Genomic DNA, 24,838 nt, shown 5'->3' on the forward strand with positions numbered 1-24,838 from the left:
ATTGAAAGCAGCTTCCGCCACATCACTGTCCTGCTCGACGAGGCCGTTGAAAGTCTCGCCGTGCGTGTGGACGGCTGCTACCTCGATGGCACCTTCGGGCGAGGTGGGCACAGTCGGCTCATTCTTCGGCATCTTGGCAGCGAGGGGCGGCTTCTCGGTTTTGACAAGGACCCCCAAGCCATCTCCACGGGGCAAGCGCTGGCGGCCGAAGACGGCCGCTTTGTCATTGTGCAGCGCAGCTTTGCCGAACTTGGCGAAGAGCTTGCCGAGCGTGGATTGGCTGGTCGGATCGACGGCGTCCTGCTGGACCTTGGAGTCTCGTCTCCGCAGCTGGATGACGCTGAGCGTGGCTTCAGTTTCCTCAACGATGGCCCGCTGGACATGCGCATGGACCCTGAGCGTGGCCAGAGTGCAGCGCAGTGGATTGCCACAGCGAGCGAAGATGAGATCAGCCATGTGCTCAAGGAATACGGCGAGGAGCGCTTCGCTCGCCGCATGGCTCGTGCCATTGTGCAGCGTCGTGCCGAGCGCCCCTTCGAGCGCACCGCCGACCTGGCGGCCGTGATCGCCGCTGCCAACCCGGCCTGGGAGAAGGGCAAAAACCCTGCGACCCGTGCCTTCCAGGGCATCCGAATCCACATCAACAACGAGTTGGGTGACCTCGAGCGCGGCCTGCAGGCTGCGCTGGACAGCCTCGCCATCGGCGGTCGCTTGGTTGTGATCAGCTTCCACTCGCTGGAAGACCGCATCGTTAAACAATTCATGCGCCGCCAGGTCAAGGGCGAGGCGGACAACCTGCCCCGCGATTTGCCCGTGCGCCAGGCCGCGTTCGAACCGCGCCTGCGACTGCTCGGCAAGCCCCAGTACGCCTCCGAGGCGGAACTCAAGGCCAACCCCCGCTCCCGTAGCGCGGTGATGCGTGTGGCGGAGAAGCTGCGATGAGCCGCCTTTTCTCCAAGCCCCTGCCGCGCGGCAGCTTCATCATGTTGCTGTTGTTCGTTGGCGTGCTGGTGTCCGCTATCTCGGTGTCCTACAGCGCTTACTGGAACCGGCAGTTGCTCAACAAGCTGTATGCCGAGCTCAGTGTCCGTGACAAGGCCCAGGCTGAGTGGGGACGGCTGATTCTTGAGCAAAGCACCTGGACGGCCCATAACCGCATCGAGTCCCTGGCGACCGAACAGCTCAAGATGCGCATCCCCGAGCCTGCGGAAATCCGCATGGTGGCCCCATGATGAACCTGGAGGGCGCGCTCTATCCGTGGCGCTTCCGGATCGTCCTCGGCCTGCTTGGCGTGATGGTCGCCGCGATTGCTTGGCGCATAGTCGACCTGCACGTCATCGACCACGACTTCCTCAAGGAGCAGGGCGACGCGCGAAGTGTCCGCCACATCCCGATTCCGGCTCACCGCGGCCTGATTACTGATCGCAATGGCGAGCCGCTGGCCGTCAGTACCCCGGTGACTACCCTGTGGACCAATCCCAAGGACCTCATGGCATTTCGCGACCAGTGGCAGGCGATCGCTGGCGCGTTGGGGCAGGACCCACGCATCTTCGCCGAGCGCATCGAGCAGAATGCCAACCGCGAATTCCTGTATCTGGCCCGTGGCCTTACGCCAGAGCAGGGGCAGATGATCCTTGATCGCAAACTCCCGGGCGTTTATGCCATTGAGGAGTTTCGTCGTTTCTACCCCGCTGGCGAAGTCACTGCCCATGTGGTCGGCTTCACCGACGTGGATGATCGCGGCCGTGAGGGTGTCGAACTGTCCTTCGATCAGTGGCTGGCGGGTGTTCCCGGCAAGCGCCAGGTTCTGAAGGACCGCCGCGGCAGGCTGATCAAGGACGTCCAGGTCACCCGCAATGCCAAGCCCGGCAAGACCCTCGCGTTGTCCATCGATCTGCGCCTGCAGTACCTCGCCCACCGCGAACTGCGCAATGCGTTGGTGGAGAACGGTGCCAAGGCGGGCAGCCTGGTCATTGTCGACGTGAAAACCGGTGAAGTGCTGGCCATGGCCAACCAGCCCACCTACAACCCAAACAACCGCCGCAACCTGCTGCCGGCGGCGATGCGCAACCGCGCCATGATCGACGTGTTCGAGCCGGGCTCCACCGTCAAGCCGATCTCCATGGCTGCTGCCTTGCAGTCCGGCCGCTGGAAGCCGGAAGACAAGGTTGAGGTTTATCCCGGCTCTCTACAGATCGGTCGCTACACCATCAAGGACGTGTCCAGGAGTGAAGGTCCGATTCTCGATTTGACCGGCATCCTCATCAATTCCAGCAACGTCGGAATGAGCAAGATCGCCTTCGACATCGGTGGCGAGAGCATCTACGACACCATGCGCCGGCTCGGGCTTGGCCAGGACACCGGCCTCGGCTTTCCCGGCGAGCGCGTCGGCAACCTGCCCAACCACCGCGAGTGGCGCAAGGCTGAAACCGCGACCCTGTCTTATGGCTACGGCCTGTCGGTCACAGCGGTGCAGATGGTCCATGCCTACGCCACTCTGGCCAACAACGGCTTGGCTGTTCCGCTGTCCATGACCCGTGTCGACAGACTGCCATCCGGTTCCCAGGCCATCCCGCCCGATGTCGCCAAGACCTTGCAAGGCATGCTCCAGCAAGTGGTAGAGGCGCCGCGCGGTGTGTTCCGCGCCCAGGTCCCGGGCTACCACGTCTCCGGCAAGAGCGGCACCGCGCGCAAGGCCAGCGTGGGCACCAAAGGCTACACCCAGAACGCCTACCGCTCGCTTTTCGCGGGCTTCGGGCCGTCCACCAACCCGCGCCTGGCGATGGTGGTTGTGATCGACGAGCCCACCAAGGCCGGCTACTTCGGCGGCCTGGTATCGGCACCCGTATTCGGTAGGGTCATGGCCGGCGCGCTGCGACTGATGAACATCGCCCCGGACAACCTGCCCACCGAGGAACAACAGACCGCTAATGCGGCCAACGGCAAAGGAGGGCGCACCTGATGCCCATGCCACTGAACCAACTGCTACTTCAGGCGCAGGGTGCTGCGCTGATCCGCGAACTTACCCTGGACAGTCGTAAGGTGCTGCCCGGCGACCTGTTCCTGGCTGTTCCCGGCGGTCAGCACGACGGCCGTCTGCACATCGCTGACGCACTCGCACGGGGCGCGGCCGCCGTGGCTTATGAAAGCGAGTCTGCGCCCAGCCTGCCGGCGCCCACCCAGGCCGAGCTGATCCCCATCAAGGGGCTTGCTGGCCAGCTTTCGGCCATTGCCGGGCGTTTCTATGGCGAACCCAGCCGTGCGCTGGATTTGGTCGGCGTGACCGGCACCAACGGTAAAACAAGCGTCAGCCAGTTGGTGGCCCAGGCGCTGGACCGACTGGGCGAGCGCTGCGGCATTGTTGGCACCCTGGGCACCGGGTTCCATGGCGAGCTGGAGAGCGGCCGCCACACCACGCCTGACCCCCTCGCTGTCCAGGCCACCCTGGCCCGCCTCAAGCAGGCAGGTGCCCGTGCGGTGGCGATGGAGGTTTCGTCCCATGGCCTGGAACAGGGGAGGGTGGCTGCGCTTGCGTTCGACGTGGCGGTATTCACCAACCTGTCCCGCGATCATCTGGACTACCACGGTTCCATGGAAGCCTACGGCGCTGCCAAGGCCCGCCTTTTCGAGTGGCCGGACTTGCGCTGCCGCGTGATCAATCTGGACGACGCATTTGGCCGTGAACTGGCCAGTCGCGAGCATGACGCTCGCCTTATCGGCTACAGCCAGATCGACCCGGAAGCTTTCCTTTATTGCCGCGAAGCCTCGTTCGATGACGATGGTGTCCGCGCCCAGATCGTCACGCCTCAGGGAGAAGGCCTGCTGCGCAGTCCGCTGCTGGGGCGCTTCAACCTGAGCAACTTGCTGGCCGTGGTCGGTGCGCTGTTGGGCATGGGCTATCCGCTGGGCGATGTGCTGGCCGTACTGCCCGAACTGCAAGGGCCGGAAGGTCGTATGCAACGCCTGGGCGGCGGTGAGAAACCACTGGTGGTAGTCGACTACGCCCACACCCCTGATGCCCTTGAAAAGGTGCTCGAAGCCCTGCGTCCCCACGCGCGTGGGCGGCTGCTCTGCCTGTTCGGCTGTGGCGGTGACCGTGATCGTGGCAAGCGTCCGCTGATGGCTGCCGTAGCCGAGCGTCTGGCTGATGCCGTGCTGGTCACCGACGACAATCCGCGCACCGAGGACCCGGCCCGCATCTTCGATGACATCCGCCCGGGCTTTGCCGAGCAGTCCACCGTCGAGTTCGTGCACGGTCGGGGCACCGCTATTGCGCAACTCATCGCCTCGGCCGGCGTCGACGATGTCGTCTTGCTGGCAGGCAAGGGGCATGAGGATTACCAGGAGATCCAGGGCGAGCGCCTGCCCTTCTCCGATCTAGTTGAAGCAGAAAGCGCCTTGTCCACCTGGGAGCGCCCATGATCGAAGCCTTACGCCTCAGCAGCCTGCAGTCCCCCTTGGCGGGGCGGCTCGTCGGCGAAGACGCCACGTTCACCTCGGTCTCCACCGATAGCCGGCGCATCGAGTCCGGCCAGTTGTTCATCGCCCTGACCGGGCCGAAGTTCGATGGTCATGACTATCTGGCTGACGTAGCCGCCAAGGGCGCTGTTGCTGCTTTGGTGGAGCGTGCAGTCGAAGGCGTTCACCTGCCGCAGTTGGTGGTGGCCGATACCCGCGAGGCCCTCGGGCGACTGGGCGCGCTCAATCGCGATGCCTTCATTGGCCGTGTTGCAGCGGTGACCGGTTCCAGCGGCAAGACCACCGTCAAGGAGATGCTCGCCAGCATCCTGCGTACCCAGGGGCCGGTGCTGGCCACCCGGGGCAATCTGAACAATGACCTCGGTGCACCACTGACACTGCTGGAGCTCGCTCCCGAGCACCGCAGCGGCGTCATCGAGCTGGGCGCTTCCCGTGTGGGCGAGATCGCCTACACCGTCGGTCTCACCCGTCCGCACGTAGCGATCATCAACAATGCCGGCAACGCCCACGTTGGCGAGTTCGGCGGGCCGGAGAAGATCATCCTGGCCAAGGGGGAAATCCTCGAAGGTCTGGCGAGTGATGGCACCGCCGTGCTCAATCTTGACGACAAGGCTTTCGAGACCTGGCGCCAGCGTGCCTCTGGTCGCCCGGTCCTGAGTTTTGCCCTGAACGATGTCCGCGCTGACGTACGGGCCGATTCCATCGTGCGTGACGCCCGTGGCTGCATGGGCTTCCGCCTGACGGGCGTGACTGGCGAGGCGGACATCCAGCTCAACCTGCTGGGTCTGCACAACGTGGCCAATGCCCTCGCTGCCGCTGCTGCAGCCCACGCCCTGGGTGTGCCTCTGGTCGACATCCGCCTGGGGCTGCAGAGTCTGCAGCCGGTCAAAGGCCGCACCGTTGCACTGTTGGCGACGAGTGGCATGCGGGTGATCGACGACAGCTATAACGCCAACCCCGCGTCGATGATGGCCGCTGTTGACATACTCACCGGCTTTTCCGGTCGCACCGTTCTGGTGCTGGGGGACATGGGTGAACTGGGCGAATGGGCCGAACAGGGTCATCGCGACGTGGGACTCTACGCGCGGGGCAAGGTCAGTTCGCTGTATGCCGTGGGTCCTCTGATGCGTCACGCCGTCGAGGCGTTTGGCCCAGGCGGCCGTCATTTCATCGACCAGACCAGTCTGGTCGAAGCGTTGTCCGGTGAGCAGGACGCAAACACCACCATTCTGATCAAAGGTTCCCGTAGCGCGGCGATGGACAAGGTCGTCGCGGCCCTCTGCGGGACGGGGGAGGCTCACTAATCATGCTGCTGCTGCTCGCTGAGTACCTGCAACAGTTCTACAAAGGGTTCGGCGTATTCCAGTACCTGACCCTGCGCGGGATTCTCGGCGTCCTGACGGCCCTGTCGCTGTCGCTCTGGCTCGGTCCCTGGATGATCCGCACCTTGCAGATCCGCCAGATCGGCCAGTCCGTGCGTAATGACGGCCCGCAATCGCACCTGTCCAAATCCGGCACGCCCACCATGGGCGGTGCGCTGATCCTCACGGCCATCGGCATCAGCACGCTGCTGTGGGCCGACCTGTCGAATCGTTACGTTTGGGTGGTGCTCGCTGTCACCCTGCTGTTCGGTGCCATTGGCTGGGTGGATGACTACCGCAAGGTGATCGAGAAGAACTCCCGTGGCCTGCCGAGTCGCTGGAAGTATTTCTGGCAGTCGGTGTTCGGCATCGCAGCGGCCGTCTTCCTCTACATGACCGCCACCACGCCGGCCGAGACGACCCTGATCCTGCCGCTGGTGAAGGACGTCGGCATCCCGTTGGGCGTCGGCTTCATTGTCCTGACCTACTTCGTGATCGTGGGCTCCAGCAACGCGGTGAACCTCACCGACGGCCTGGATGGCCTGGCGATCATGCCGACCGTGATGGTCGGCGGTGCGCTGGGGATCTTCTGCTACCTCTCCGGCAACATCAAATTTGCCGAGTACCTGCTGATTCCCTATGTACCGGGCGCGGGCGAGCTGATCGTGTTCTGCGCCGCCCTGGTGGGCGCCGGCCTGGGCTTCCTCTGGTTCAACACTTACCCGGCACAGGTTTTCATGGGCGACGTCGGCGCCCTGGCGCTTGGTGCCGCTCTGGGCACCATCGCTGTGATCGTGCGCCAGGAAGTCGTGCTGTTCATCATGGGCGGCGTGTTCGTCATGGAGACCCTGTCCGTGATGATCCAGGTGGCCTCGTTCAAGCTCACCGGCCGCCGCGTGTTCCGCATGGCGCCCATTCATCACCATTTCGAACTCAAGGGCTGGCCCGAGCCCCGCGTGATCGTGCGCTTCTGGATCATCACCGTGATCCTCGTGCTGATCGGCCTGGCCACCCTGAAACTGCGTTGAGGACAGCATGAGCCTGATCGCTTCCGACCACTTCCGCATCGTTGTCGGCCTCGGCAAGAGCGGCATGTCCCTGGTGCGCTTCCTGGCGCGCCAGGGCGTGCCGTTCGCGGTCGCCGACACCCGCGAGAACCCGCCGGAGCTGGCGAAGCTGCGCCTCCAGTTCCCGCAGGTCGAAGTACGGTGCGGCGAGCTGGACGTGGAGTTCCTCTGCCGCGCCCAGGTGCTTTACGTGAGCCCCGGGTTGGCCCTTGCCACCCCGGCGCTGCAGGAAGCCGCCAAGCGTGGTGTGAAGCTGTCGGGTGACATCGAGCTGTTCGCCCGCCATGCCAAGGCACCTATCGTTGCGATCACCGGCTCCAACGCCAAGAGCACCGTCACTACCCTGGTTGGGGACATGGCGCGCGCGGCCGGCAAGCGGGTTGCGGTGGGAGGAAACCTCGGTACGCCGGCGCTGGACCTGCTGGCCGACGACATCGAGCTCTACGTGATGGAGCTGTCCAGCTTCCAGTTGGAGACCACCGAGCGGTTGAATGCCGAAGTGGCCACGGTGCTCAACGTCAGCGAAGACCACATGGACCGCTACGCCGACATGCAGGCCTATCATCTCGCCAAGCACCGCATCTTCCGCGGTGCCCGCCAGGTGGTGGTGAACCGTGGCGACGCATTGTCCCGTCCGCTGGTGGCCGACCAGCTGCCGTGCTGGAGCTTTGGCCTGAACAAGCCGGATTTCAAAGCCTTCGGCCTCATCGAGGAAGATGGCGAGAAGTACCTGGCCTACCAGTTCGAGAAGCTCATGCCGGTGCGTGAGCTCAAGGTCCGTGGCGCCCATAACCAGGCCAACGCCCTGGCAGCCCTGGCGCTGGGCCATGCCGTCGGCCTGCCGTTCGAGCCGATGCTGGTTGCGCTGCGGGAGTTCACCGGCCTCGCTCACCGTTGCCAGTGGGTTCGCGAACTGCGCGGCGTGGCGTATTACGACGACTCCAAGGCCACCAACGTCGGTGCGGCCCTGGCTGCCATCGACGGCCTGGGGGCCGACATCGACGGCAAGCTCGTGCTGATCGCCGGCGGGGATGGCAAGGGGGCCGACTTCTCCGGCCTCACCGCACCGGTTGCACGCTACTGCCGAGCCGTGGTCCTGCTGGGGCGCGATGCCGAGCTGATCGCCGCCGCCCTGGGCAATGCGGTGCCGTTGGTTCGCGTTCAGACCCTTGATGAGGCCGTACAGCGTTGCGCCGAGCTGGCCCATGAGGGGGATGCAGTGCTGCTGTCGCCCGCCTGCGCCAGCCTCGACATGTTCAAGAACTTCGAGGAACGCGGGCGCCTGTTCGCCCAGGCTGCGGAGGGGTTGTCCTGATGCTCGCCCACCTGTTCGCCCAGCAGTCGCCGCTGCGCAATAACCGCGGCATCGATCTGGACTTCCCGCTCCTGGCGGGTTGTCTGGCGCTGCTCGGCCTTGGGTTGGTGATGGTCACCTCTGCATCTTCGGAAGTGGCCTCGGCGCTGTCCGGCAACCCGCTCTATCACAGCATTCGTCATCTCATTTACCTGACCATCGGTGGCGCGGCCTGCCTCGTCACCTTGCAGGTACCCATGGCGTTCTGGCAGCGCCACGGTGCTCGGCTGATGCTGCTGGCCTTCGTGCTGCTGATCATGGTGCTGTTGCCAGGTATCGGTCGCGAGGTGAACGGGGCCAAGCGTTGGATCGGCTTTGGTCTGTTCAACCTGCAGCCGTCTGAACTGGCCAAGCTGTTCACCGTTATGTTCATCGCCGGCTACCTGGTGCGCCGGCAGGACGAGGTGCGCTCCAAACTCACCGGCTTCATCAAGCCCATGCTGGTGCTCGGTCCCATGGCCGTGCTGCTGCTGGCCGAGCCGGACTTCGGGGCTACTGTGGTGTTGGTCGGCTCCTGCATTGCCATGCTGTTCCTCGGCGGCATCAACCTGGTGCGCTTCATCCCACTTGTCGTTGCCGTACTGGGAGCCGGCGTGCTGGTGATGACCAGCCAGAGCTATCGGATGCAGCGCCTGACCAACTTCATCGACCCCTGGGCCGACCAGTACGGTGCCGGTTACCAATTGAGCCAGGCATTGATCGCCTTCGGTCGTGGTGAATGGTTCGGCGTTGGCCTGGGCAACAGCATTCAGAAGCAGTTCTACCTGCCGGAAGCCCATACCGACTTCGTGTTCGCCGTACTGGCCGAGGAACTGGGCATGGTCGGGGCACTGGCTACGGTCGCTCTGTTCGTGTTCGTCAGTGTGCGGGCCCTCTATATCGGACTCTGGGCGGAGAAGGCCCGGCAGTATTTTTCGGCCTATGTGGCTTACGGCCTGGCGTTCCAATGGATTGGCCAGGTGCTCATCAACATCGGCGTGAACGTCGGCCTGCTGCCCACCAAGGGCCTCACGCTGCCGTTCCTCAGCTATGGCGGTAGCTCTCTGGTGATCTGCTGCGTCTGTATGGGCCTGCTGCTCCGGATCGAGTGGGAGCGCAGGACCTACCTGGGTAATGAAGACGTGGAGTTCGACGAGAGCGACTTCGCAGAAGAGGAGGTGCGCACATGACCGGCAATGTGCTCATCATGGCCGGCGGCACCGGCGGACACGTCTTTCCGGCGCTGGCCTGTGCCCGCGAATTCCAGGCGCGTGGTTACAGCGTGCACTGGCTGGGTACGCCCCGTGGCATCGAGAACGAACTGGTTCCCCAGGCCGGCTTGCCGCTCCACCTGATTCATATAAGCGGCCTCCGCGGCAAAGGACTTAAGTCTCTGCTCAAGGCGCCTTTCGAGCTGTTGCGCTCGCTATTCCAGGCTCGCCGTGTGGTGCGTGAGCTCAAACCGGTGTGCGTGCTGGGCATGGGCGGCTACGTGACGGGCCCCGGCGGCCTGGCGGCGCGCCTCGCGGGTGTACCTCTGGTGATCCACGAGCAGAACGCAGTGGCGGGTACGGCCAACCGCAGCCTGGCGCCTTTTGCGAAGCGTATCTGCGAGGCGTTCCCCAATACCTTCGCGGCCAGCAGCAAACGCCGCACCACTGGGAACCCGGTGCGTGAAGAGCTGTTTCTGGAGACTCCGCGTGATGCGCTGGAAGGCCGTCAGCCACGTCTGCTGGTGCTGGGCGGGAGCCTGGGTGCCGAGCCGCTGAACAAATTGTTGCCGGAGGCCTTGGCCCTTGTGTCGGCGGATATTCGCCCGCAGGTGTTTCACCAGGCCGGTAAGAATCACGATCAAGTTACCGCCGAGCGTTATCGCGCGGCGGGGGTGGAGGCCGAGGTTGGCCCCTTCATCAAGGACATGGCCCGGGCCTACGCCTGGGCGGACATGGTGGTGTGCCGCTCTGGTGCGCTGACGGTCAGTGAGTTGGCTGCTGCCGGGCTGCCCTCATTCCTGGTGCCGTTGCCCCATGCGATCGACGACCATCAGTCGCGCAATGCCGATTACCTGGCGAAGGAGGGCGCAGCCTTCCTTCTGCCGCAACATGCCACCGACGCGGCGACCCTGGCCGCGCGGTTGACCGAGGTACTGATGCAACCCGAACGACTCAAGGCCATGGGCGACACTGCTCGCCGTCTGGCCAAGCCCGCTGCTACCCGCACCGTGGTCGATATCTGCCTGGAGGTGGCCCATGGTTGAGAGCCAGAAGGCCGTACCTCAGCCGGAAATGCGCCGCATCCGCCGTATCCATTTTGTGGGCATTGGCGGCGTGGGCATGTGTGGCATCGCCGAAGTGCTGCTGAACCTGGGCTACCAGGTTTCCGGCTCCGACCTGAAGGCCTCGGCTGTTACCGCGCGCCTGGAGAGCTTCGGCGCCCAGATATTCATCGGCCACCGTGCCGAGAATGCCGAAAACGCCGATGTGCTGGTGGTGTCCAGTGCCGTGAACAAGGCCAACCCCGAGGTGGCCGTCGCCTTGGAGCGCCGCATTCCGGTGGTGCCGCGTGCCGAGATGCTCGCCGAGCTGATGCGCTATCGCCACGGCATCGCCGTTGCCGGCACTCACGGCAAGACCACCACCACCAGCCTGATCGCCTCCGTCTTCGCCGCCGGTGGCCTGGACCCGACATTCGTCATCGGTGGGCGCCTGAATGCCGCCGGCACCAACGCCCAGTTGGGTACCAGCCGCTACCTGGTGGCCGAAGCCGACGAGAGCGATGCCAGCTTCCTGCACCTGCAGCCGATGGTGGCCGTGGTGACCAATATCGACGCCGACCACATGAGTACCTACGGCGGCGACTTCAACAAGCTGAAGAAGACCTTCGTCGAGTTCCTGCACAACCTGCCGTTCTACGGACTGGCGGTGATGTGTGTGGACGATCCGGTGGTTCGCGAAATCCTGCCCCAGGTCGCGCGCCCGACCGTGACCTACGGCTTCTCCGAAGATGCCGACCTGCGCGCTATCAACGTGCGCCAGGAGGGCATGCGCACCTGGTTCACCGTGCTGCGCCGTGACCGCGAGCCGCTGGAGGTGTCCGTGAACATGCCCGGCAACCACAACGTGCTCAATGCGCTGGCCACCATCGCCATCGCCACCGACGAAGGCATCGACGATGCCGCCATCGTCCAGGGCCTCTCGGGCTTTCAGGGCGTCGGCCGCCGCTTCCAGGTCTACGGTGAGCTGCAGGTCGAGGGCGGCAGCGTGATGCTGGTCGATGACTACGGCCATCATCCTCGCGAGGTCGCCGCGGTGATCAAGGCCGTCCGTGGTGGTTGGCCGGAGCGTCGCTTGGTCATGGTCTACCAGCCGCACCGCTACAGCCGCACCCGGGACCTCTACGACGACTTCGTGCAGGTGCTGGGCGAGTCCAACGTGCTGCTTCTGATGGAGGTCTATCCGGCGGGCGAAGAGCCGATTCCCGGTGCCGACAGCCGTCAGCTGTGCCACAGCATTCGTCAGCGCGGCCAGCTCGACCCGATCTACATCGAGCGCGGTGTCGATCTGGCGCCGTTGGTCAAGCCACTGCTGCGGCCCGGCGACATCCTGCTTTGCCAGGGGGCCGGCGATATCGGTGCACTGGCCCCCCAATTGATTCAGAGCCCGCTGTTCAGTGGTGCCGGCGATGCGGGCGCCGCGAGGAAGGACGCATGACTGACCATCTGAAATCCACCGTTCCGCCGAGCGCGTTCGGCCGTGTAGCGGTGCTCTACGGGGGCCGCAGCGCAGAGCGCGAAGTGTCCCTGAAGTCTGGCTCCATGGTGCTGGAGGCCTTGCTGTCGGCGGGTGTAGACGCCTTCGGGATCGATGTTGGCGACGACTTCCTGCAACGCCTGTCGAGCGAGCGCATCGATCGTGCGTTCATCGTCCTACATGGGCGGGGCGGCGAGGATGGCAGTATGCAGGGCCTGCTGGAATGCCTGGGTATTCCGTATACCGGCAGTGGTGTATTGGCATCAGCACTGGCGATGGACAAGCTGCGCACCAAGCAGGTCTGGCACAGCCTTGGCCTGCCCACGCCGCGTCACGCCGTGCTGGCAAGTGCTGAGGATTGTGAGCGCGCTGCGAGGGAACTGGGCTTCCCGTTGATCGTCAAACCGGCCCATGAAGGTTCGAGTATCGGCATGGCCAAGGTGGAAGACGTCGACGCGCTGGTGAATGCCTGGCGTGACGCCAGCCGTTATGACCCTCAGGTGCTGGTGGAGCAATGGATCCACGGCCCCGAGTTCACCGTCGCCATGCTGCGTGGCGAGGTGCTGCCACCCATCCGGCTGGGCACCCCGCATACCTTCTATGACTACGAGGCCAAGTACCTGGCCAGTGACACCCGCTACCAGATCCCCTGTGGGCTGGACGCCGAGAAGGAGGCCGAGCTCAAGGTTCTGACTGCCCGTGCCTGTGAGGCCGTGGGTACTCAGGGATGGGCCCGTGCCGATGTGATGCAGGATGCCGAGGGGCGTTTCTGGCTGCTGGAAGTCAACACCGTGCCTGGCATGACCGACCACAGCCTGGTGCCGATGGCGGCGCGCGCCGTAGGCCTGGATTACCAGCAACTGGTGCTGGCTGTCCTCGCCGATAGCGTCGAGGCAAGGGGTTAAGACCGTGCGTGGCGCCTCCCTCCGTCACCCGCAACCCGGCCCCGTCCGTGCGCCTCAGCGCAAGGACGTGCCGCGGGGTGCCAGCCGGTTGGTGGCGAAGGAACCGCTGAGCGTCCGGCTGCCCAAGCCGAGCTTCGGCTTCCTGCGCCGGCTGACCTGGCCGGTGATGCTGGTAGTGCTGGGTGTTGGTGCCTACGAGGGGGCACAACGGCTGTTGCCTTATGCGGATCGGCCGATTGCCAAGGTCAGCGTGCAGGGTGATCTCAGTTACATCAGCCAGCAGGCGGTGCAGCAGCGGATCGCGCCTTACATCGCGGCGAGCTTCTTCAGCATCGATCTCGCCGGCATGCGCCGCGAGCTGGAGCAGATGCCCTGGATCGCACACGCCGAAGTACGTCGGGTGTGGCCGGATCAAGTGATGATCCGGCTCGACGAGCAACTGCCCATCGCCCGTTGGGGTGACGAGGCGTTGCTGAACAACAAGGGCCAGGCGTTCACCCCGCGTGAGTTGGCCCATTACGAACAATTGCCTCAGCTGTGGGGGCCACAGCGGGCCCAGGAACAGGTGATGCAGCAATACCAGATGCTCAGCCAGATGCTTCGCCCGCTGGGTTTTTCCATCGCCCGGCTGGAGCTTCGTGAACGTGGGAGCTGGTTCCTGTCGACGGGGCAGGGCGTGGAGATACTGCTGGGTAGGGATCACCTTGTGGAAAAGATGCGTCGGTTCATCTCGATCTACGACAAGACGCTGAAAGATCGGATCGCCAACATCGAGCGTGTCGACCTGCGTTACCCCAACGGGCTGGCGGTAGCGTGGCGCACGCCGGTCGAGGCCCCCGCAGCGGCTGTGGCCAGTCGCGCGAATTGAGGAGAAGGTTAGGAACATGGCAAGCGTGCAGAGCGGCAAGATGATCGTCGGCCTGGATATCGGTACCTCCAAGGTGGTGGCGCTGGTGGGCGAGATCGCGGCCGACGGGCAGCTGGAAATCGTGGGCATCGGGACCCATCCGTCCCGCGGGCTGAAGAAAGGCGTGGTGGTGAACATCGAGTCCACCGTGCAATCGATCCAGCGCGCGGTCGAGGAAGCCCAGATGATGGCGGGCTGCCGTATCCACTCCGCCTTCGTCGGCGTGGCGGGTAACCATATCCGCAGCCTGAACTCCCACGGCATCGTCGCGATCCGTGATCGCGAAGTCAGCCCGGCGGACATCGAGCGCGTGCTGGACGCTGCCCAGGCCGTGGCCATCCCTGCCGACCAGCGGGTGCTGCACACCTTGGCGCAGGACTATGTGATCGATAACCAGGAAGGTGTGCGCGAGCCCCTGGGCATGTCCGGCGTGCGTCTGGAAGCCAAGGTGCACGTGGTGACCTGTGCGGTGAATGCGGCGCAGAACATCGAGAAATGCGTCCGTCGCTGCGGCCTCGAAGTGGACGACATCATCCTCGAGCAGCTTGCGTCGGCTTATTCGGTGCTGACCGACGATGAGAAGGAGCTGGGCGTGTGTCTGGTGGACATCGGCGGCGGCACCACCGACATCGCGATCTTCACCGAGGGCGCGATCCGCCACACGGCGGTGATCCCGATCGCCGGCGACCAGGTGACCAACGACATCGCCATGGCCCTGCGCACGCCGACCCAATACGCCGAAGAGATCAAGATCCGTTACGCCTGCGCATTGGCCAAGCTGGCCGGTGCCGGCGAGACCATCAAGGTCCCAAGTGTGGGCGATCGGCCGCCGCGTGAACTGTCTCGCCAGGCCCTGGCCGAGGTGGTCGAGCCGCGCTATGACGAGCTGTTCACCCTGATCCAGGCCGAGCTGCGTCGCAGCGGCTACGAGGACCTGATTCCCGCCGGCATCGTGTTGACCGGCGGTACGGCGAAAATGGAAGGGGCGGTCGAACTGGCCGAAGAAATTTTCCACATGCCGGTGCGCCTGGGCGTGCCGCATAGCGTCAAGGGGCTGAGCGACGTGGTGCGCAACCCGATCTACTCCACGAGCGTGGGCTTGCTGATGTACGGCCTGCAGAAGCAGTCCGATGGCCTGTCCCTCTCCGTGGGGAACAGCTTCAGCGACGAACCGAAGGCACCTGTCCTGGAACGCTTCAAACGCTGGATCCAGGGCAATTTCTGAGTTTTGCAGTAGGCGATACAACTAGAAAGGAAGGAGAGGGGAAAATGTTCGAACTCGTAGATAACGTTCCGCAAACAGCGGTCATCAAGGTTATCGGCGTCGGTGGTGGCGGTGGCAACGCCGTGAACCACATGGCCAAGACCAACATCGAAGGCGTGGAGTTCATCTGCGCCAACACCGATGCGCAGGCGCTGAAGAACATCGGTGCGCGCACCGTTCTGCAACTCGGCCCGGGCGTCACCAAGGGCCTAGGTGCGGGTGCCAATCCGGAAGTCGGTCGTCAGGCCGCGTTGGAGGACCGCGACCGCATTGCCGAAGTCCTGCAGGGCACCGACATGGTCTTCATCACCACCGGCATGGGTGGCGGTACCGGTACCGGTGCGGCGCCGATCATCGCCGAGGTGGCCAAGGACCTGGGCATCCTGACCGTGGCCGTGGTCACCCGTCCGTTCCCGTTCGAAGGTCGCAAGCGCATGCAGATCGCCGACGAAGGCATCCGCGCGCTGGCCGAGAATGTCGACTCGCTGATCACCATCCCCAACGAGAAGCTGCTGACCATCCTGGGCAAGGATGCGAGCCTGCTGTCTGCCTTCTCCAAGGCGGACGACGTGCTGGCCGGCGCTGTGCGCGGCATCTCCGACATCATCAAGCGCCCGGGCATGATCAACGTCGACTTCGCTGACGTGAAGACCGTCATGAGCGAGATGGGCATGGCGATGATGGGCACCGGCTGCGCCAGCGGTCCGAATCGCGCTCGCGAGGCTACCGAAGCGGCCATCCGAAACCCGCTGCTGGACGACGTCAACCTGCAGGGCGCCCGCGGCATCCTGGTCAACATCACTGCGGGTCCGGATCTGTCCCTGGGTGAGTACTCCGACGTGGGCAGCATCATCGAGCAGTTCGCTTCCGAGAACGCCACCGTCAAGGTGGGCACCGTGATCGATCCGGACATGCGCGACGAACTGCACGTCACCGTGGTTGCCACCGGTCTGGGCGCGCGCCTGGAGAAGCCGGTCAAGGTTGTGGACAACACCGTCCAGGCCGCTGCAGCCGTAGCCACCCCGGCTGCGCCTCAGCGCGCCGAGCAACCGTCGGTCAACTACCGTGACCTGGACCGTCCGACGGTGATGCGCAACCAGTCCCATGGCAACACCGCAGCCGCGGCGAAGCTGAACCCGCAGGATGACCTGGATTACCTGGACATCCCCGCGTTCCTGCGCCGTCAGGCCGATTGATGGAGTCAATCAGTGCTATGTCTGTGATTGGTGTTCAGCAAAGGCCGGTTCTGCTATCATCCCCGGCCATTGTTGAAAACAGTTCGCAACTAGCGCGAAAGCGGCCACAGCCATGATCAAACAACGCACTCTCAAGAACGTCATCCGTGCCACGGGTGTCGGGCTGCACTCCGGGGAAAAGGTCTACCTGACCCTCAAGCCCGCTCCCGTGGACACCGGCATCGTGTTCTGCCGTACCGACCTGGACCCGATGGTCCAGATTGCCGCCTATGCCGAAAATGTTGGCGAGACGACCATGTCCACCAATCTTTTCAATGGCGACGTCAAGGTCGGCACGGTCGAACACCTGCTTTCGGCCATGGCCGGCCTGGGTATCGACAACGCCTACGTCGAACTTTCTGCCGCCGAAGTGCCGATCATGGATGGCAGTGCCGGTCCGTTCGTCTTCCTGATCCAGTCCGCTGGCTTGGAAGAGCAGGACGCACCCAAGCGCTTCATCCGTATCAAGCGTGAAGTGAGTGTGCAGGATGGCGACAAGCGCGCCACCTTCGTTCCCTTCGATGGCTTCAAGGTCACTTTCGAGATCGACTTCGATCACCCGGTGGTCAACGGTCGCACCCAGAAAGCGTCGGTGGACTTCTCCAGCACCACCTTCGTCAAGGAAGTCAGCCGCGCGCGTACCTTCGGTTTCGTGCGTGATCTGGAGTTCCTGCGGTCCCACAATCTGGCACTCGGTGGCAGCGTCGACAACGCCATCGTGGTGGATGAGGACAGCGTGCTGAACGAAGACGGCCTCCGTTATGAGGACGAGTTCGTCAAGCACAAGATCCTCGACGCCATCGGTGACCTGTATTTGCTCGGCAATAGCCTGATCGGCGAGTTCCGTGGCTACAAGTCGGGCCATGCGCTCAACAATCGCCTGCTGCGCGCATTGATCGCCGACAAGGATGCCTGGGAAGTGGTGACCTTCGAGGATGCCAGCACCGCACCGATCTCCTACATGCGCCCGGTAGCGGCCGTGTAAGCAACAATACCTTTCCTTTCTTTCGAGGCCACCCGATGGGTGGCCTCTTTTTTTCCGGATTATTGTCGCCTGGGTATGAAGGGGTCAGTCCGTCGGACGAGCTCTGGAAGCCAGGCGTTCGAGTGCGGCACGCAGTCGCGGGTCGCTGATGCCTTCGGCCGTGGATTGCAGGCTTTCCGCCGCGTAGGCGGATAACGCAGCGCCCTGAGAGGGGTTGCGCCCAGCGCTTCTCGAAGGTTGCACCTTGAAGATGATTTTCGTTAAGTTCGCGAACTCTTCGAGTGCCTGCAACTGACGTTGCAGGCGTCGCTGCTGATAACGCAGGCGAGTTGCCCAGTGGCCGTCACTGATGATCAGCAGCAGGCAGCCCTCTCGCCACGATGCCACCCGGCAGTGTTCGCGGGCCGCAGGTTGTAATTGGCCTTCCAGAACGCGTTGCAGATGGTCGATGCGCTGGGCCTGGTCGAACAGGGCCCTCAGGGGCTTCTCCTCCTTCAGCAAGGCGACGGGGGAGCGGGCCGGCAAGGGACGAAAAGACATGGCAGGACGCCTGAAGAATACAGAGCGGGCATGGTAGCAGAAGGCTGCACCAGCGACCCGCCGGATCACATGGGGAAGTCATGCACATCATTTTTCTGAGCCGCGACCGCGGTGCGGCGCGGTCGCTCAGCCTGGACGTTCGCTGGCTGCTATTGGGCGGTCTGCTTAGCTTCGGGCTTGCGCTGGGCACCGGTGTTGCTCTGGGCGCGTGGATGAACGCAAGCGAGGCAGTATCCGCCGATCCTCGCCTGGCCGATGCGCTCGATGCCCAGCGCAGCGAGATGACCCAGGCTCGCGAGGATGCCCAGCGGCAGCTGGATGCCTTCGCCGCCCATATCGCCGAACTCCAGGCCCGCCTGACCCGGCTCGATGCCTTGGGCGAGCGCGTTGCCGAGCTGGCCGAACTGGATGCCAGCGAGTTCGACTTTTCCCTGAGTGTCGGGCAGGGCGGGCCGGAGGATGCGCTCGACGCGCCGGCCTACCAGCCACCTCCGTTCATGCAGGTTCTGGACCAGCTCGGTGAGCGTCTGCACAGCCGCGAACAGCAGTTGGAAGTGCTGGAGCAACTGCTGGGCGAGCGCCGTCTCAACGACGCCACCAGCCCGGCTGGGCGCCCGGTTCGCCAGGGCTACGTGTCCTCGCCGTTTGGCGTGCGCAGCGATCCGCTGACCGGTCGGCTCAGCTACCACAAGGGCGTCGACTTCGCCGCAAAGGCCGGTAGCGATGTGCTGGCGGTCGGCGCCGGTGTGGTGACCTGGTCCGGCCGCAAGAGCGGCTACGGCAATCTGGTCGAGATCAGTCATGCCGATGGCTACCGGACCCTCTACGCGCACAACCAGCGTAACCTCGTCGATGTAGGGGACCTGGTGCAGCGCGGACAGGCCATCGCCAAGGTCGGCAGCAGTGGCCGATCCACTGGTGCCCACGTGCATTTCGAGGTCACCCGGGACGGCGAAGTCGTCAATCCGGCTCTCTATATAGCGCGTTCCACCGACGCGGAATAACGCCGCTTTTCTCCAGAACGAATCCGAGTAGAATGCCCCCTTCGCATGCAGCCATGAAGGCTGCAAGGGCGACTTCGGGAGCGCCCCCCATCCATATATGTGGAAGATCCTTTCGATATGTTTGCGCCTTTGTTGAAGAAACTCTTTGGAAGCAAGAACGAGCGCGAAGTGAAGCGCATGGCCAAAGCTGTCCAGGCAATCAACGCCCTGGAAGAGCAAATGGTCGCGCTGAGCGACGAACAGCTCAGAGCCAAGACCGAAGAGTTCAAGGCCCGGGTGGCCAAGGGCGAAACCCTGGACCAGATTCTTCCCGAAGCATTCGCCGTCGTTCGTGAGGCGGGCAAGCGTGTGATGGGCATGCGCCACTTTGACGTCCAGCTCATCGGCGGCATGACCCTCCACGAAGGCAGGATCGCCGAGATGCGTACCGGCGAAGGCAAGACCCTGGTGGGTACGCTGCCGGTCTACCTCAACGCCATGTCGAGCAAGGGCGTGCATGTGGTGACGGTGAACGACTACCTCGCCCGCCGCGATGCCAACTGGATGCGTCCGCTGTATGAGTTCCTCGGCCTCACTGTAGGTATCGTGACGCCGTTCCAGCCGCCGGAAGAGAAGCGCGCCGCCTATGCCGCCGACATCACCTACGGCACCAACAACGAATTCGGCTTCGACTACCTGCGCGACAACATGGCGTTCAGCCTGGAAGACAAGTTTCAGCGCGAACTGAACTTCGCCGTGATCGACGAAGTGGACTCCATCCTCATCGACGAAGCGCGTACCCCGCTGATCATCTCCGGCCAGGCCGAGGACAGCTCCCGCCTCTACCAGCAGATCAACACACTGATCCCTCGCCTGAAGAAGCACGTCGAGCCCGAAGAAGGCAACGTCGTCCAGGAAGGCCACTACAGCGTCGACGAGAAGACCCGCCAGGTCGAACTCAACGAGCAGGGCCACCAGTACATCGAAGAGCTGCTCACCCAGGCCGGCCTGCTGGCCGAGGGCGAGAGCCTCTACTCCGCGCACAACCTGGGCCTGCTGACCCATGTCTATGCTGGCCTGCGCGCCCACACCCTGTTCCACCGCAACGTCGAGTACATCGTCCAGGACGGCCAGATCCTGCTGATCGACGAGCATACCGGTCGCACCATGCCCGGCCGCCGCCTGTCCGAGGGCCTGCACCAGGCCATCGAGGCGAAGGAAAACCTGCAGATCCAGGCCGAGAGCCAGACGCTGGCTTCCACCACCTTCCAGAACTACTTCCGCCTCTACAACAAGCTCGCCGGCATGACCGGTACGGCCGACACCGAGGCGTTCGAATTCCACAGCATCTACGGCCTCGAAGTGGTGGTCATTCCCACCCACCGCCCGATTGCCCGTAAGGATTTCAACGACCTGGTCTACCTGACCCAGGAAGAGAAGTACGCCGCCATCATCACTGACATCAAGGATTGCCAGGCCAGCGGCCGGCCAATCCTGGTGGGTACTGCCTCCATCGACAGCTCCGAGTACGTCTCCCAGCTGCTGACCAAGGCTGGCATCGAGCACAAGGTGCTCAACGCCAAGTACCACGAGAAGGAAGCCGAGATCATCGCCCAGGCCGGTCGTCCCGGTGCAGTCACCATCGCCACCAACATGGCCGGTCGCGGTACCGACATCCTCCTGGGGGGTAACTGGGAGGTCGAAGTCGCCGCCCTGGAAAATCCCACCGAAGAGCAGATCGCGCAGATCAAGGCAGAGTGGCAGAAGCGCCACCAGCAAGTGATCGAGGCCGGCGGTCTCCACGTGATTGCCTCCGAGCGCCACGAATCCCGTCGTATCGACAACCAGTTGCGTGGCCGCGCCGGTCGCCAGGGGGACCCGGGTTCCAGCCGTTTCTACCTGTCCCTGGAAGACAACCTGATGCGCATCTTCGCCTCCGACCGGGTGAAGAACTTCATGAAGGCGCTGGGCATGCAACAGGGCGAGGCCATCGAGCACCGCATGGTCACCAACGCCATCGAGAAGGCGCAGCGCAAGGTCGAAGGTCGCAACTTCGACATCCGCAAGCAGTTGCTCGAATACGATGACGTGGCCAACGAGCAGCGCAAGGTGATCTACCACATGCGCAACAGCCTGCTGGCGGCCGAGGACATCGGTGAGACCATCGCCGAGTTCCGCCTGGACGTGCTGGGGCGCACCATCGACACCCACATTCCGCCGCAATCGTTGCCGGAGCAGTGGGATGTCGCCGGTCTTGAGGCGGCGCTGTACAGCGACTTCGGCATCAAGCTTCCGATCCAGCAGTGGCTCGACGAAGATGACAAGCTGTTCGAGGAAACGCTGCGCGAGAAGATCCTGGAGCAACTGGTGGCCGCCTACAACGAGAAGGAAGAGCTGGCCGGCGCCGAAGCCCTGCGCTCCTTCGAGAAGCAGATGTTGCTGCGCGTACTGGACGACCTGTGGAAGGACCACCTGTCCACCATGGATCACCTGCGCCACGGTATCCACCTGCGCGGCTACGCGCAGAAGAACCCGAAGCAGGAATACAAGCGCGAGTCCTTCGCCCTGTTCCAGGAACTGATGGACTCCATCCGCCGCGACACCATCCGCGTCCTCTCTCACGTTCAGGTCCGCCGCGAAGACCCGGCCGAGGAAGAAGCCCGTCTGCGCCGCGAGGCCGAGGAGTTGGCCAAGCGCATGCAGTTCCAGCACGCCGAAGCCCCGGGCCTGGATGAGCCCGAAGAGGCAGCGGAAGAGGGCGATGTTGCCACTGCCGCCGCCGTGGCTCCGGTTCGCGCCGAGCCCAAGATCGGTCGCAACGAGCCCTGCCCCTGCGGTTCCGGCAAGAAGTACAAGCACTGCCACGGCCAGATCAGCTGACCTGCCAGGCATGACCACAGCGCCGCGACCGGCTTGAGCCGCTCGCGGCGTTTTCACACTGACCCCCTGAACAGCGGCACCTCGCCGACTGTCCACATCACGACAAGGAGCGCTTCCATGGCTGTTGGTCTCGGCCCTCTGCCCACCCTCCATCCGGTTCCCGGTTTCGAACTCGGCATCGCCTCTGCCGGCATCAAGCGACCCGGGCGAAAGGATGTGGTGGTGATGCGATGCGCGGAAGGCTCCACTGTCGCTGGTGTATTCACCCTCAATGCGTTCTGCGCCGCGCCGGTGATCCTGGCCCGCAAGCGCGTTCTCGGCCCGGTACGCTACATGCTCACCAACACCGGTAATGCCAACGCCGGCACCGGTGAGCCCGGCCTGGCTGCTGCAGCGCGTACCTGCGCCCGCCTCGCCGAACTGGCCGGCGTGGATGAAAGCGCCGTGCTGCCGTTCTCCACCGGCGTGATCGGTGAGCCGCTGCCGGTCGAGAAGATCGAAGCGGTGCTGGGCGATGCCCTGGCTGACCTCTCCGAGAACAACTGGGCGGCGGCTGCCACCGGCATCATGACCACCGACACCCTGCCCAAGGGCGCCAGCCGCCAGTTCGTGTACGACGGCGTCACCGTCACCGTCACCGGCATCAGCAAGGGCGCCGGAATGATCAAGCCCAACATGGCCACCATGCTCGGCTACATCGCCACCGACGCGAAGGTCGCCCAGGGCGTCCTGCAGGACCTGCTGCGCGATGCCGCCAACAAGTCCTTCAACCGCATCACCATCGACGGCGACACCTCCACCAACGACTGCTGCATGCTGGTCGCCACCGGCCGCGCCGCACTGCCGGAGATCACCCAGGCGTCCGGCGAACTGTTCGCCGCCCTGAAGCAGGCAGTGTTCGAGGTGTGCATGGAGGTGGCCCAGGCCATCGTCCGCGACGGCGAAGGCGCCACCAAGTTCGTCACCGTGCAGGTCAACGGCGGTGGCACCCACCAGGAGTGCCTGGATGTGGCTTACGCCGTGGCCCACTCCCCGCTGATCAAGACTGCCCTGTTCGCCTCCGACCCCAACTGGGGCCGCATCCTGGCTGCGGTCGGCCGCGCCGGCGTGCCGAACCTGGATGTGAGCAAGATCGACGTGTTCCTCGGTGACGTCTGCATCGCCAGCAAAGGCGGTCGCGCGTCGACCTACACCGAAGCCCAGGGCGCCGAGGTGATGGCCCGCGAGGAGATCGGTATCCGCATCGAGCTGGGCCGTGGCAACTGCAACGAGACGATCTGGACCACCGACCTGTCCCACGAGTACGTGAAAATCAACGCCGAATACCGTACCTGACAGCCCGGCACTCCCATCGCTCATGCCCCATGAACGATGGGAGTTGCCAGGCCTCGGCGGCCTCTCTAGGGTGCATGTTCGGCCCCTGGAACAGTCCCTGAGGAGAACGTCATGCCCCTGAACCTGGTGATCGGCAACAAGAACTATTCGTCGTGGTCCCTTCGTGCCTGGCTCGCCATCGAGCTGACCGGCGTCGCTTATGACGAGATCCTCATCCCTCTCTACCAGCCTGACAGCCGCCAGCGCCTGCTGACCCGCTCCCCCACGGGCAAGGTGCCGGTCCTGCTGACCGAGGCCGATGGCGTCATCTGGGATTCCCTGTCCATCGGCGAATACCTCGCTGAGCGCTTCCCCGAGGCGGGCCTCTGGCCCCGCGATGTGGCTGCGCGAGCCCTAGCACGCTCGGTATGCGCCGAGATGCACAGCGGCTTCATGGCCCTGCGCAGCCACATGCCGATGGATATGGCGCGTCGCCAGGCCCTGGAAACGGTGCCGACGGAGGTGGAGGCGGACATCCAGCGGGTCGTGGCGCTGTGGGCGGAGTGCCGTCACCGCTTCGGTCAGGGCGGGCCCTACCTGTTCGGCCAGCCGAGCCTGGCGGACGCCTTTTTCGCACCGGTGGCGAGCCGGTTGCGCAGTTATGTGGTGGTGCTGCCGGACGAGGCCGCCGCCTATGTCGAAACCCTCTACCAGTGGCCTGCCTTCCAGCGTTGGTACCAGGCGGCCCTGGAGGAAGCGGAGAGCAGTGAATGAAGCGAGTACACGTAGCGGCGGCGGTGATCCGTGGCGCCGATGGCCGGGTGCTGATTGCCAAGCGCCCGGAGGAGAAGCACCAGGGCGGCCTGTGGGAGTTCCCCGGTGGCAAGGTCGAAGACGGGGAGGCCGTTGAGTCGGCCCTGGCACGGGAGCTGGAGGAAGAGCTGGGCATCCGTGTCGAAGCCGCCCGCCCGCTGATCCAGATTCACCATGACTACCCGGACAAGCAGGTGCTGCTGGATGTCTGGGAGGTCACCGCCTTCTCCGGCGAACCCCATGGTGCCGAAGGCCAGCCCCTTGCCTGGGTGGAGTCCCGCGACCTGCCCGACTACGCCTTTCCCGCCGCCAATCAGCCGATCATCACTGCTGCACGGCTGCCGGACCGCTACCTGATCACCCCGGATGGCCTGGAGCCTGCGGAGCTGCTGGCAGGGGTGCGGCGCGCCGTCGCCGAGGGTGTGCAACTCATCCAGCTGCGGGCGCCGAACATGTTCGACCCGCAGTACCGCGACCTGGCGGTGGACATCCAGGGGCTCTGCGCGCGCAAGGCCCAGTTGATGCTCAAGGGGCCGCTGGAATGGCTCGGTGACTTCCCGGCGGCGGGTTGGCACCTGACCGCCGAGCAACTGCGCAAGTACGCTGCCAAGGGACGCCCGTTCCCCGAAGCGCGCTGGCTGGCTGCGTCCTGCCACAGCGAAGAGGAACTGGAGCTGGCGACCCGGATGGGGGTGGACTTCGTCACCCTGTCGCCTGTAGAGCCCACCCAGACCCACCCGGACGCACAGCCTCTGGGCTGGGAGGCTGCGCAATCGATGATCCGTCGCTTCAACAAACCGGTGTACCTGCTCGGCGGCGTCGGTCCCGATGACCGTGAGCGGGCATGGAAAGCCGGCGCCCAGGGCGTGGCGGGCATCCGTGCCTTCTGGCCCGGCCAAGGCTGAAGAGGGGGAGGGTGGGCGCCATTGTTCACGCCCACCGTCGGGAGTGGGCATGAGCACGATGGGTGGACCGGTGAAGCGTGGTCCCCCCTACGCTGCTGGCTCTTGTAGTGCGTCGCGC

Annotated in this window: 21 protein-coding genes; 20 read left to right on the forward strand and 1 reads right to left on the reverse strand. The window is 64.4% G+C overall.

Annotation, left to right across the window (positions count from 1 at the left end; all coding sequences use genetic code 11):
- From rsmH to lpxC, 15 genes are all read left to right on the forward strand, one after another.
- Nucleotides 1-942, forward strand: coding sequence for a 16S rRNA (cytosine(1402)-N(4))-methyltransferase RsmH (gene rsmH, locus A9G05_RS06110; RefSeq protein ID WP_139131089.1), 942 nt, complete (start codon nucleotides 1-3; stop codon nucleotides 940-942).
- On the forward strand, nucleotides 939-1,232 hold the full coding sequence (gene ftsL, locus A9G05_RS06115; protein WP_069560117.1) for a cell division protein FtsL: 294 nt from the start codon (nucleotides 939-941) through the stop codon (nucleotides 1,230-1,232). Before rsmH ends, ftsL begins: the two co-directional genes overlap by 4 nt.
- Nucleotides 1,229-2,962: a penicillin-binding protein 2 gene (locus tag A9G05_RS06120; RefSeq protein WP_069560118.1), complete on the forward strand. Its 1,734-nt coding sequence runs from the start codon at nucleotides 1,229-1,231 to the stop codon at nucleotides 2,960-2,962. Before ftsL ends, A9G05_RS06120 begins: the two co-directional genes overlap by 4 nt.
- Entirely contained in the window at nucleotides 2,962-4,422 is a 1,461-nt protein-coding gene (locus A9G05_RS06125; protein ID WP_069560119.1) for a UDP-N-acetylmuramoyl-L-alanyl-D-glutamate--2,6-diaminopimelate ligase, read from the forward strand. The genes A9G05_RS06120 and A9G05_RS06125 overlap by 1 nt, the downstream gene beginning before the upstream one ends.
- Nucleotides 4,419-5,783 (forward strand): UDP-N-acetylmuramoyl-tripeptide--D-alanyl-D-alanine ligase, encoded by a 1,365-nt coding sequence (murF, locus tag A9G05_RS06130; protein WP_069560120.1) that lies wholly within the window; start codon nucleotides 4,419-4,421, stop codon nucleotides 5,781-5,783. The genes A9G05_RS06125 and murF overlap by 4 nt, the downstream gene beginning before the upstream one ends.
- A 2-nt stretch (nucleotides 5,784-5,785) precedes the next feature.
- Nucleotides 5,786-6,868: a phospho-N-acetylmuramoyl-pentapeptide-transferase gene (gene mraY, locus A9G05_RS06135; protein WP_044409566.1), complete on the forward strand. Its 1,083-nt coding sequence runs from the start codon at nucleotides 5,786-5,788 to the stop codon at nucleotides 6,866-6,868.
- A gap of 7 nt (nucleotides 6,869-6,875) precedes the next feature.
- Nucleotides 6,876-8,222: a UDP-N-acetylmuramoyl-L-alanine--D-glutamate ligase gene (gene murD / locus A9G05_RS06140; RefSeq protein WP_069560121.1), complete on the forward strand. Its 1,347-nt coding sequence runs from the start codon at nucleotides 6,876-6,878 to the stop codon at nucleotides 8,220-8,222.
- A complete protein-coding gene (gene ftsW, locus A9G05_RS06145) occupies nucleotides 8,222-9,430 on the forward strand; it encodes a putative lipid II flippase FtsW (RefSeq protein ID WP_069560122.1) in 1,209 nt (402 codons plus the stop codon). The genes murD and ftsW overlap by 1 nt, the downstream gene beginning before the upstream one ends.
- Entirely contained in the window at nucleotides 9,427-10,497 is a 1,071-nt protein-coding gene (gene murG / locus A9G05_RS06150) for an undecaprenyldiphospho-muramoylpentapeptide beta-N-acetylglucosaminyltransferase (protein WP_069560123.1), read from the forward strand. Before ftsW ends, murG begins: the two co-directional genes overlap by 4 nt.
- A complete protein-coding gene (murC, locus tag A9G05_RS06155; protein ID WP_069560124.1) occupies nucleotides 10,490-11,950 on the forward strand; it encodes a UDP-N-acetylmuramate--L-alanine ligase in 1,461 nt (486 codons plus the stop codon). The genes murG and murC overlap by 8 nt, the downstream gene beginning before the upstream one ends.
- Nucleotides 11,947-12,894: a D-alanine--D-alanine ligase gene (locus A9G05_RS06160; RefSeq protein ID WP_069560125.1), complete on the forward strand. Its 948-nt coding sequence runs from the start codon at nucleotides 11,947-11,949 to the stop codon at nucleotides 12,892-12,894. The genes murC and A9G05_RS06160 overlap by 4 nt, the downstream gene beginning before the upstream one ends.
- 4 nt (nucleotides 12,895-12,898) lie before the next feature.
- On the forward strand, nucleotides 12,899-13,762 hold the full coding sequence (locus tag A9G05_RS06165; protein WP_069560126.1) for a cell division protein FtsQ/DivIB: 864 nt from the start codon (nucleotides 12,899-12,901) through the stop codon (nucleotides 13,760-13,762).
- A 16-nt stretch (nucleotides 13,763-13,778) separates the two neighbouring features.
- Nucleotides 13,779-15,026: a cell division protein FtsA gene (gene ftsA / locus A9G05_RS06170; RefSeq protein WP_069560127.1), complete on the forward strand. Its 1,248-nt coding sequence runs from the start codon at nucleotides 13,779-13,781 to the stop codon at nucleotides 15,024-15,026.
- Between the two features lie 44 nt (nucleotides 15,027-15,070).
- A complete protein-coding gene (gene ftsZ, locus A9G05_RS06175; RefSeq protein WP_069560128.1) occupies nucleotides 15,071-16,261 on the forward strand; it encodes a cell division protein FtsZ in 1,191 nt (396 codons plus the stop codon).
- 112 nt (nucleotides 16,262-16,373) lie between these two features.
- Nucleotides 16,374-17,285, forward strand: coding sequence for a UDP-3-O-acyl-N-acetylglucosamine deacetylase (gene lpxC / locus A9G05_RS06180; RefSeq protein WP_044409538.1), 912 nt, complete (start codon nucleotides 16,374-16,376; stop codon nucleotides 17,283-17,285).
- 84 nt (nucleotides 17,286-17,369) lie between these two features.
- Here lpxC and A9G05_RS06185 read toward each other — a convergent pair whose 3' ends face one another.
- Nucleotides 17,370-17,825, reverse strand: a complete 456-nt coding sequence (locus A9G05_RS06185) for a DciA family protein (protein ID WP_069560129.1) — start codon at nucleotides 17,823-17,825, stop codon at nucleotides 17,370-17,372.
- 80 nt (nucleotides 17,826-17,905) lie between these two features.
- Here A9G05_RS06185 and A9G05_RS06190 point away from each other — a divergent pair, with 80 nt between their 5' ends.
- The 5 genes from A9G05_RS06190 to A9G05_RS06210 all read left to right on the forward strand — a co-directional run bounded on the left by A9G05_RS06190 (nucleotide 17,906) and on the right by A9G05_RS06210 (nucleotide 24,720).
- Entirely contained in the window at nucleotides 17,906-18,829 is a 924-nt protein-coding gene (locus A9G05_RS06190) for a M23 family metallopeptidase (RefSeq protein WP_069560130.1), read from the forward strand.
- A gap of 117 nt (nucleotides 18,830-18,946) precedes the next feature.
- Nucleotides 18,947-21,688, forward strand: a complete 2,742-nt coding sequence (gene secA, locus A9G05_RS06195; protein WP_069560131.1) for a preprotein translocase subunit SecA — start codon at nucleotides 18,947-18,949, stop codon at nucleotides 21,686-21,688.
- 117 nt (nucleotides 21,689-21,805) lie between these two features.
- Complete coding sequence (argJ, locus tag A9G05_RS06200; RefSeq protein WP_069560132.1) at nucleotides 21,806-23,023, forward strand: bifunctional glutamate N-acetyltransferase/amino-acid acetyltransferase ArgJ; 1,218 nt, start codon at nucleotides 21,806-21,808, stop codon at nucleotides 23,021-23,023.
- A 111-nt stretch (nucleotides 23,024-23,134) separates the two neighbouring features.
- Complete coding sequence (locus tag A9G05_RS06205) at nucleotides 23,135-23,776, forward strand: glutathione S-transferase family protein (RefSeq protein ID WP_069560133.1); 642 nt, start codon at nucleotides 23,135-23,137, stop codon at nucleotides 23,774-23,776.
- Entirely contained in the window at nucleotides 23,773-24,720 is a 948-nt protein-coding gene (locus A9G05_RS06210) for a Nudix family hydrolase (protein ID WP_069560134.1), read from the forward strand. The genes A9G05_RS06205 and A9G05_RS06210 overlap by 4 nt, the downstream gene beginning before the upstream one ends.
- Nucleotides 24,721-24,838 lie beyond the last annotated feature (118 nt).

The organism is Pseudomonas sp. ENNP23 (assembly GCF_001728945.1).
In the GTDB taxonomy this organism is placed as follows: Bacteria; Pseudomonadota; Gammaproteobacteria; order Pseudomonadales; family Pseudomonadaceae; genus Metapseudomonas; species Metapseudomonas otitidis.

Bases quoted from the DNA above. Each gene is read 5' to 3' on its own strand.
- ftsL (WP_069560117.1), top strand. From the start codon at position 939: ATGAGCCGCCTTTTCTCCAAGCCCCTGCCGCGCGGCAGCTTCATCATG.
- A9G05_RS06120 (WP_069560118.1), top strand. From the start codon at position 1,229: ATGATGAACCTGGAGGGCGCGCTCTATCCGTGGCGCTTCCGGATCGTC.
- A9G05_RS06125 (WP_069560119.1), top strand. From the start codon at position 2,962: ATGCCCATGCCACTGAACCAACTGCTACTTCAGGCGCAGGGTGCTGCG.
- murF (WP_069560120.1), top strand. From the start codon at position 4,419: ATGATCGAAGCCTTACGCCTCAGCAGCCTGCAGTCCCCCTTGGCGGGG.
- mraY (WP_044409566.1), top strand. From the start codon at position 5,786: ATGCTGCTGCTGCTCGCTGAGTACCTGCAACAGTTCTACAAAGGGTTC.
- murD (WP_069560121.1), top strand. From the start codon at position 6,876: ATGAGCCTGATCGCTTCCGACCACTTCCGCATCGTTGTCGGCCTCGGC.
- ftsW (WP_069560122.1), top strand. From the start codon at position 8,222: ATGCTCGCCCACCTGTTCGCCCAGCAGTCGCCGCTGCGCAATAACCGC.
- murG (WP_069560123.1), top strand. From the start codon at position 9,427: ATGACCGGCAATGTGCTCATCATGGCCGGCGGCACCGGCGGACACGTC.
- murC (WP_069560124.1), top strand. From the start codon at position 10,490: ATGGTTGAGAGCCAGAAGGCCGTACCTCAGCCGGAAATGCGCCGCATC.
- A9G05_RS06160 (WP_069560125.1), top strand. From the start codon at position 11,947: ATGACTGACCATCTGAAATCCACCGTTCCGCCGAGCGCGTTCGGCCGT.
- ftsA (WP_069560127.1), top strand. From the start codon at position 13,779: ATGGCAAGCGTGCAGAGCGGCAAGATGATCGTCGGCCTGGATATCGGT.
- ftsZ (WP_069560128.1), top strand. From the start codon at position 15,071: ATGTTCGAACTCGTAGATAACGTTCCGCAAACAGCGGTCATCAAGGTT.
- lpxC (WP_044409538.1), top strand. From the start codon at position 16,374: ATGATCAAACAACGCACTCTCAAGAACGTCATCCGTGCCACGGGTGTC.
- A9G05_RS06185 (WP_069560129.1), bottom strand. From the start codon at position 17,825: ATGTCTTTTCGTCCCTTGCCGGCCCGCTCCCCCGTCGCCTTGCTGAAG.
- A9G05_RS06190 (WP_069560130.1), top strand. From the start codon at position 17,906: ATGCACATCATTTTTCTGAGCCGCGACCGCGGTGCGGCGCGGTCGCTC.
- secA (WP_069560131.1), top strand. From the start codon at position 18,947: ATGTTTGCGCCTTTGTTGAAGAAACTCTTTGGAAGCAAGAACGAGCGC.
- argJ (WP_069560132.1), top strand. From the start codon at position 21,806: ATGGCTGTTGGTCTCGGCCCTCTGCCCACCCTCCATCCGGTTCCCGGT.
- A9G05_RS06205 (WP_069560133.1), top strand. From the start codon at position 23,135: ATGCCCCTGAACCTGGTGATCGGCAACAAGAACTATTCGTCGTGGTCC.
- A9G05_RS06210 (WP_069560134.1), top strand. From the start codon at position 23,773: ATGAAGCGAGTACACGTAGCGGCGGCGGTGATCCGTGGCGCCGATGGC.